We start from the raw sequence: 6,254 nt of genomic DNA, 5'->3' as shown, positions 1-6,254 counted from the left end.
TCGCTGTATTTCAATCTGAGAGCTCTGGCTGATATGAAAGAAATTCTATCAAATCAACAGCAAACAACTGAATAATTCCGATAGCCATTTATTTTACTTGATGGTCTACTGTTGCTCGTGAATTCAACTGTTATTTTGCGGGAATGATTGTCCCTTTATGATGTCTGGGTATTACTCATTTCCTGAGCGAGATGAACTTCATCTTCCCGGTGCTTGGAATTGATCTGTTCGGATGTATGACGTTTAGTGAGCATAATCGCTTCATCCTAAATAGGTCCCTATTCCTGAACAGTATAGTAAGTTCTGGAGCCGGTTAAGGGATGCAGATCAAACCGGCACCCAAGTTATCTGTAGAAATTTGTTAGCGAAACACGTCGTTAACGTTACAATCATTTATAAGAAATGAAATATCGGATGGGCCTGAAATGTTTGAGGGTGTCGGGCTGGTGTGGATATGAGTTTTCGCGCAAAACCGGTTTGTCATCAAAGGCGAGGGGACGGAATAAACATGATCCGCAACATATTGGCCGTTGTTATCGGAATTATTGCTGGCAGTGCATTCAACATGGCAATCGTGACGGTTTCGCACGGTATGTATCCGTTGCCTGAAGGAATAGATCCCAACGATTTCGAAGCGTTCAAAGCCCACGTCGAGGCTCACGGAATGCCCACGGGTGCCCTGATCATGGTGCTGCTTGCGCATGCAGGTGGCAGCTTCGTGAGTGGCTTTGTATGCGGGCTTATCGCAAAGCGAGCCTGGTATGTTGCCGCCATCGGACTGGGGATTGTATGGACCTGTGGAGGCATCGCCATGCTGATGATGCTGCCCTCCCCAATCTGGTTTTCCGTGGCGGATGTGGCTCTCTACATACCGGCTGCTTTATCAGGAGTCTGGCTAGGTGGCGCGTTGACGGGCAGAAGCGCGCCGCCCGTTCCCGCCGATTAGATTGGCAAGACGACCATGCCTTCCCTCCCGGACGCTGATTTTTTTTAGCCCGTTTCCGTTTTTGCCACCAGCGTTCTCTCGCGATTCAGGTGTGTTCGGCAGAGCATTGGAGAATAAACAAAAGCGTTGCGGATACCGGGCGTGACCAGTTGATTGATGATGTCTTTCAAGCGACAAATGAACAAATGATTGACTCGAGGTATTGAATCGGCTAGTATCTCTATCAATGATCACATAAAAACCTAGTGGGTTTTGGCGTAATTGAGTCATCTTCCATGACAGTCGGCTGACCTGCCAGCCTCGTCTGTCGACCAGAGAAATTCGCTCTCAATTCGTCAATTTGGATATGAGGCTTTGCATGAACGATTTCCAATTAAACCGACGTCAAGCTCTCATCGCGAGTGGTTTAGGTACGATGAGTCTCGGCATGCCGGGGATGGTGCTGGGGACTGACAAGGTGGATGCATCGGGCAAAGCCGTCAAGTCTGAAAAGTCCTGCATCTTCGTTCTGCTCTGTGGCGGACCGAGTCACCTTGACACCTGGGATATGAAACCGAACGCGCCCGTCGAATATCGCGGACCATACATGCCCATTTCCACAAAAGTGCCGGGCATGCGTATCAATGAAATGCATACGGGCCTGGCAAAGTTAACCGACAAATTCACGCTCATCAATTCCATGTCACATCCGGGTGCGATCAGCAATCACTTCGATGCGATGCACAATCTACTAAGCGGCCAATCGGCGAAGCGCGTGCAACAGGGGATGGCGAACGAACAACCCTACGTGGGTTCGTTTGTCGCCAAACATAAACCCAGCAAACGCAATTTTGTTTCGAATGCATGGATCATCAAATGCGTGGGACCTCCCGTCTTCTGTGCCCCTAACATTGGCATCGGCGGTTATCTTGGCTCGGCGTATGCCCCGGTGTTTGTCGGCTCTGCAAACAATCACCCGGCGATGAAAGATTTCAAACCGCCGCAGATTTACGATCCCTATGATGAGAAACGATTCGAAAAGCGCAAGTCAGTACTCCGCGGCCTTGAATCCAACAGACTGGATAAAGACAAAGTTGTGAAGGACTGGTCCGACCTGCGAGAAAAAACCTATGAAGCTTTAACGCGCGCCGAAGGCCGACAGGCGTTTGAGATGCACCGCGAACCCGATAGCGTTCGTGAACGTTATGGGATGCATCCACTCGGGCAGAATCTGCTGCTTGCTCGGCGAATGGTGGAATCGGGTGTCCGCTTTGTGACAGTCAACGGTTGGACGGGACAGGCCGACTATGACAAACAGGGCCCACCCAGTAGCAGCTGGGACATGCACGGCGGAAATATGGGTATGGGCGATGCTTTCGGTAACGGTTCTTACGGTATGGGTTTTTGTTTGCCTCGACTCGATCAGGCACTTTCCGGGCTACTCTCTGACTTGAGTGATCGCGGTATGTTGGACAACACGCTCGTTGTGGTAACAGGTGAGTTTGGACGTACACCCCACGTTCTGAAGCAGAACCCACCCGGACGCCAGCATTGGCCAAAGTGTTTTTCCTCGATCTTAGCCGGCGCGGGCATCGCTGGAGGACAAGTCTACGGTAAGTCAAACAAATATGGTCAGTATCCTACCGACAACCCGGTCCGACCCGAGGAACTGGCGGCGACTATCTATCACGCGCTCGACATACCCATCAATGATCCGCAGGACCCCAGCGGCATTTTACGCTCGCTGACAACAGGTGAGCCGATTAAGGAATTGTTCGGGTAACCGTACCTGACCTGCCCCTGTTGATACTACCTCTAAAGGAAAATAAAGTCCGCCCGCTCATTAGCGGCCTGATTCGTTTTCAAGACAGAGAATTTACTGGCATCGCAGAAGTGTGTGGTTTACGATATCTGCTGAAGCATGAGACCGGCTTCTTTCGTTCATCAGGATCGTAAGGCTTCCAAATCACATTTTCACAAAGATGAGGACCGAAATGCGGCAGCTCTTATTATTGGTTTTGTTTGTTGCTTTCGGAACTGTTCCATTATTTGCCGAGCAAGGATTCAAGCACGAAAAGAAAATCGCGGCGCTGGTCGCACCTTATCTAACGCACAATAAAGTAAACGCCATTTCCGTCGGTGTGATCTCCAATGGCGTCGTCTGGAAGAAGCATTACGGTGTGCTCGGTGAAAAAGGAACACCCGCTCCGAATGACAAGACCATTTATGAAATCGGGTCGATCTCCAAAGTATTTACATCACTACTTCTGGCAGACGCCGTCGTTTCGGGACAAATCAAACTGGACGATCCGATCAGCGTCGTTATGAAAGAATTAAGTGCGACGAATCCGCAGCTGACCAATATTACATTCGCACAACTGTCGCATCATGTCTCTGGTCTCCCGGTCATGCCGACCAACTTCAATCCTGCCGACTCGACCAATCCCTTCGCCGGATACAATCGCCAGATGCTTACGGACTACATGCTTGCAGCAAAGCCTGTTCGGAAGCCAGGGGAAGGGTACGAATACTCGAACCTTGGTGTGGGGCTACTGGGTGATTTACTATCTCGCCAGGCGGGAATGAGTTACGAAGCATTGTTGAAGCAGAAATTGACGGGTCCCTTGAAGATGTCCGATACGACGATTACTCTTTCTTCAGAACAGGTCAAACGCTTCGCCCCGCCACACAATGCGGTACTGCTGCCCGAGAAGTCATGGGACTTTGATTCACTTGCCGGCTGCGGCGCAATTCGAAGCAATCTTGATGACATGCTGTTGTTCGCAAAAGCATCACTTGATCCGCCGATCGGTCAAATCGGGAAGACGATTGAGCTAGCCTGGAAACAACATAAGCCGCCCGCTAAGGCGAATCTGGCAATGGGGCTGGGCTGGATGATTGCAGGAGATCGTTCGACGCGATGGCACAATGGTCAGACCGGAGGCTACCATTGCATGATCCTTGTGAATCGGCCATTGAAAAGCGCGACGGTGTTGCTTTGCAATACAGCAGTGATGGACATTGACGCGCTGGCACAGCAGATATTTCAGACGATCGTCGGTATGAAGGTGAAACCGAGAACATTCGAAAAGGAGTTCAAGGTTGACCCCATGATTGCAAAGCGACTCGAAGGCAAATACCAACTCGCCCCCGGAGTTTTGATCACGGTGCAGGTGAAGGAGGGCCGAATGATGGCTCAGCTTACCGGCCAGCAATTTCTGGCTTTGATTCCCAAAAGCCAAACTGAATGGAAGTATCAGGCCGTTGATGCGACTTTGAAATTTGAATTACCGAAGACGGGCCAGAGCCCGAAAGTGACCCTGCATCAGGCAGGAAGAGTGATGCCAAGCCCCCGACTGGCCAAGTAATGACTGCCGCTCGATCCGTCGGTTTACGGCTTTGTCCCGCTGAGTCCGAGGTAACTGCTTCACGCGCACGTTCATCGCCCGCGATTGCTTCTGCCCTCTCGTACATATTTTTTGAGTAAGGTATGCATCTCCTTCACCTTCTCCGGATGCTTGTGAGAGATATCAGTGGTTTCTTCAACGTCTTTTCCCAAATCATAAAGCACAAAGGAAACTGGGAAGGCATCATCCAAAACCTGTGCGTTGGTTTTGGGCCCGTTGGCCGTCAGCTTGAACGTACCCTTGCGGATAGCAAAGGTGCCATTGCTCTGATTATGCACGATGGCTTCGTGAAACGATTCGGGCCGCGCTGCTCCCGTAAGTGCCTTGAAAAAACTTTGACCATCTTCCGCAGTATTGTCATCCAAATTAATATTCAACATTTCCGCCAGAGTGGGGATGACATCATTGAACACAATCGTCGTGGAACAATTCCCACCCGCTTTAATTTTTTCGGGCCAACGCACGAAGAACGGCACACGGTGTCCGCCCTCCTTCAGGCCTCCCTTCCAGCCCGCAAAAGGACCGGTACTGTCGTGCCCGTAAATGGCGGTATCGCCCCTGACCCACTTGGCCGAATACCCTTTGGTTCGATTGACGGGTCCGTTGTCGCTAGTGAAGATGATCAGCGTGTTCTCTGCGATACCAAGTTCAGTAAGTTTGCGCAATAACCTGCCAACATGATGGTCGAGTTCGACAACGAAATCTCCGTACGTCCCGGCGCGGCTCGTCCCGACGAATTCCTTATTAGGAACGATCGGGTTATGCGGCGTTGTCATCGCGTAATACAGGAAGAACGGCTGTTCGGGCCGCGTGCGGGTTGCCGTCTCGACGAATTCACACGCCTTATTCGAAAGGGTCGGGACAAGGCGATCCATGATGTAGCCTTCAGCAATAATGTTGTCGTCCCGGCCATACCATTCGCCGTTCTTTTTCTTTACATCCTGTGAAGAGAGGGTGGGGATGATTGTAGCCCGGTTGTTCTCGATGAAAGCCGCCGGGTTCATCTCAGCGGATCCAGCAGTGCCGAAAGAGTAGTCGAAACCATAATCTTTCGGACCTTTCAAAACGGGTGAAGCGAAGTCGATGTTTTGAAAATCCTGATAGTTGCGATTGACGCGAATATCTTCCCGCGCACTTTCATCGCGCAGCTTCCAGTCGATGCCCTGATGCCACTTGCCGACCAGCGCAGTCTGATATCCCGCATCTTGTAAAACATTCGCTACTGTCTTGCGTCCCGGCTCAATCAGTGTACCGGCAAGATTAGCCAGATTGCCCCCCGATCCCAATCGGGTCCGCCACATATATCGGCCCGTCAACAAACCATAACGGGAGGGAACACAGTAAGACCCCGCAGCATGGGCATCTGTGAAAGTTAAACTTTCTTTTGCCAGCCGATCCAGGTTGGGTGTAGGAATCCTGCTGTCACGATTAAGAGCGGCAGCATCACCATAACCCATGTCATCAGTGAGGATAATGAGAATGTTAGGTCGGGCCGCTTTCTCCACTGCCGAAACCTCTTGCTGAGCGACAAGCGGCGTCAGCACCAACCAGCAGACCAGAATGTATAATCTAATTTTCATCGTGTTTCCCCAAGTAGTCTTCTCACCCGACCTCTTCATCAGACATTGATCAGCGTGTAAATAAGTCATCTGTCTTATCATTTATACAAGAAGTTAAGACCAGATGAAATACACGATCGATCATATCACCGCTGGCGAGAGTACTCATTTATTCATCAAAGCCTTTTTTCTAGATGTTCAACAATTTCATCGGCTCGGCCCAACAACTTTAAATTTTCCCTAAGAGACACAAATTTCACCCGATTTCCATGGTGTTAATTTTTATCTTGACAACGTCTCGCCCTTCGCGATTATGCGTTTTTACGCGTCGCGCGCGAGATGCATTTTTTGCGCACTGCTTAT

4 protein-coding genes are annotated in these 6,254 nt (G+C 50.4%); 3 read left to right on the top strand and 1 reads right to left on the bottom strand.

The annotated features are described in order from the left end of the window. Positions 1-592 precede the first annotated feature (592 nt). From Q0668_RS12680 to Q0668_RS12670, 3 genes are all read left to right on the top strand, one after another. Positions 593-946, top strand: coding sequence for a hypothetical protein (locus Q0668_RS12680; RefSeq protein WP_298865137.1), 354 nt, complete (start codon positions 593-595; stop codon positions 944-946). A 358-nt stretch (positions 947-1,304) separates the two neighbouring features. Next, positions 1,305-2,708 carry a DUF1501 domain-containing protein gene (locus tag Q0668_RS12675; protein WP_298865135.1) on the top strand — a complete coding sequence of 468 codons (1,404 nt, stop codon included), beginning with the start codon at positions 1,305-1,307 and terminating at the stop codon, positions 2,706-2,708. Between the two features lie 211 nt (positions 2,709-2,919). Next, the gene (locus Q0668_RS12670) at positions 2,920-4,293 is read left to right on the top strand and encodes a serine hydrolase (RefSeq protein ID WP_298865133.1); all 1,374 of its coding nucleotides are present in this window, start codon (positions 2,920-2,922) and stop codon (positions 4,291-4,293) included. A 71-nt stretch (positions 4,294-4,364) separates the two neighbouring features. Here the strand turns inward: Q0668_RS12670 and Q0668_RS12665 are convergent, their stop codons facing one another. Next, positions 4,365-5,912, bottom strand: a complete 1,548-nt coding sequence (locus tag Q0668_RS12665) for an arylsulfatase (RefSeq protein ID WP_298865130.1) — start codon at positions 5,910-5,912, stop codon at positions 4,365-4,367. Positions 5,913-6,254 lie beyond the last annotated feature (342 nt).

The sequence above is a fragment of the uncultured Gimesia sp. genome, from assembly GCF_937910335.1.
GTDB lineage: Bacteria > Planctomycetota > Planctomycetia > Planctomycetales > Planctomycetaceae > Gimesia.
This window is presented reverse-complemented; position numbering and strand designations above follow the sequence as displayed.

Excerpts from the sequence above, each read along its gene's own strand:
- Q0668_RS12670 (WP_298865133.1), top strand. The coding sequence starts at position 2,920 with ATGCGGCAGCTCTTATTATTGGTTTTGTTTGTTGCTTTCGGAACTGTT.
- Q0668_RS12675 (WP_298865135.1), top strand. The coding sequence starts at position 1,305 with ATGAACGATTTCCAATTAAACCGACGTCAAGCTCTCATCGCGAGTGGT.
- Q0668_RS12680 (WP_298865137.1), top strand. The coding sequence starts at position 593 with ATGTATCCGTTGCCTGAAGGAATAGATCCCAACGATTTCGAAGCGTTC.
- Q0668_RS12665 (WP_298865130.1), bottom strand. The coding sequence starts at position 5,912 with ATGAAAATTAGATTATACATTCTGGTCTGCTGGTTGGTGCTGACGCCG.